At 56.6% G+C, this 1,071-nt stretch carries 1 protein-coding gene; it reads right to left on the bottom strand.

Annotation, left to right across the window (positions count from 1 at the left end; translation table 11 throughout):
- A partial coding sequence (locus tag ACR0P8_RS10070; protein WP_432624902.1) for a hypothetical protein occupies positions 1-949 on the bottom strand: 949 nt, incomplete at its 3' end.
- Positions 950-1,071: the final 122 nt, after the last annotated feature.

The following is a 1,071-nucleotide window of genomic DNA, read 5'->3' on the forward strand; positions in this document are numbered from 1 at the left end:
CAGCCTTCAGGTTGTCGACGTACACGCGGGCCGTCTGTCCCGGCTGCACCTTGCCGCCGGCGACGCTCAGCTTCGTTTCGGTTTCGGAAGGCAGCAGTTCGGCCGACGTTGCCGCGGGTTCGGCCTTTGTCGTGAAATCGGGAACTTGCTTCAAAAAGTTATCATCACTCCAGTTACTCACTTTAGTGTTGGGATCCTTGTAAATGGGTTGCGCATACAGAATAACCTGACGAACGTCCACCGGGGTCTTCACGCGAACGCCCTTGTTCCACAGAACATTCTCCGTTTGCTGTATGGCCTCCTGATCGATTATTAGGGAGTCACCGAACTCGCATTGGAAACTCGCGGAAGGTTTGCATGCCTTCGCGTTGTTCGTGTACGCGGTGTTGGACGTCAGACCAATCAGCGGGAAGTCGAAGCTGCCGGAGGCCTTGCCGTTCCAAACACCCGTGCCAAACCTGTAGAAATGCTGGCCGGACGCCTTGAACGTCAACTCGTTCGGGTCTTCCCACCAATTAGAATGGGTAGCGTCACTGTCATGGAAGGCACCCTTGTACTCCACGTCGTTGTGGACGCCGTAGATCGCGTCGTACGAGCCGGCGGTCAGCTCGCCGTCGGAGACAATCGAATCCGCATCACAATTAACGGAGTAGAAAGCGCCCTGCCCGACATGGTTCATGGCTGCCGATTGGATTGGCGTGATGTCGGTGATGCGTTGCACCTCGATGCTGAAGCACACATCCTTGATCTGACTCACCTGTGCTGGATCGATCGAATAGTCGAACAACACGTTCGCCGTATGCGCGCCCACATCCGACACCCTCACATTGGACAACGTGGTCGGATTATTCACATACGTGACATCCGCTGCGTTCGCGGTGGCGGCACCAGCGAACATCGTGCACGCGGCCACGGCCAGCGCGCCCGCGACCTTCCAGAAACGCCTCATAGCGTTACTCCCTTCTAGGTTTCTTCATCGCAAGAGCCAAAGCAAGCTACATGCTCTTTTAGTATCGCCCCCCCCCGTGGACTTAAACCGCCCTATCGCGGAGCCAGGGAAACCAAGATTGG

The organism is Bifidobacterium sp. (assembly GCF_050874245.1).
Lineage (GTDB): Bacteria > Actinomycetota > Actinomycetes > Actinomycetales > Bifidobacteriaceae > Bifidobacterium.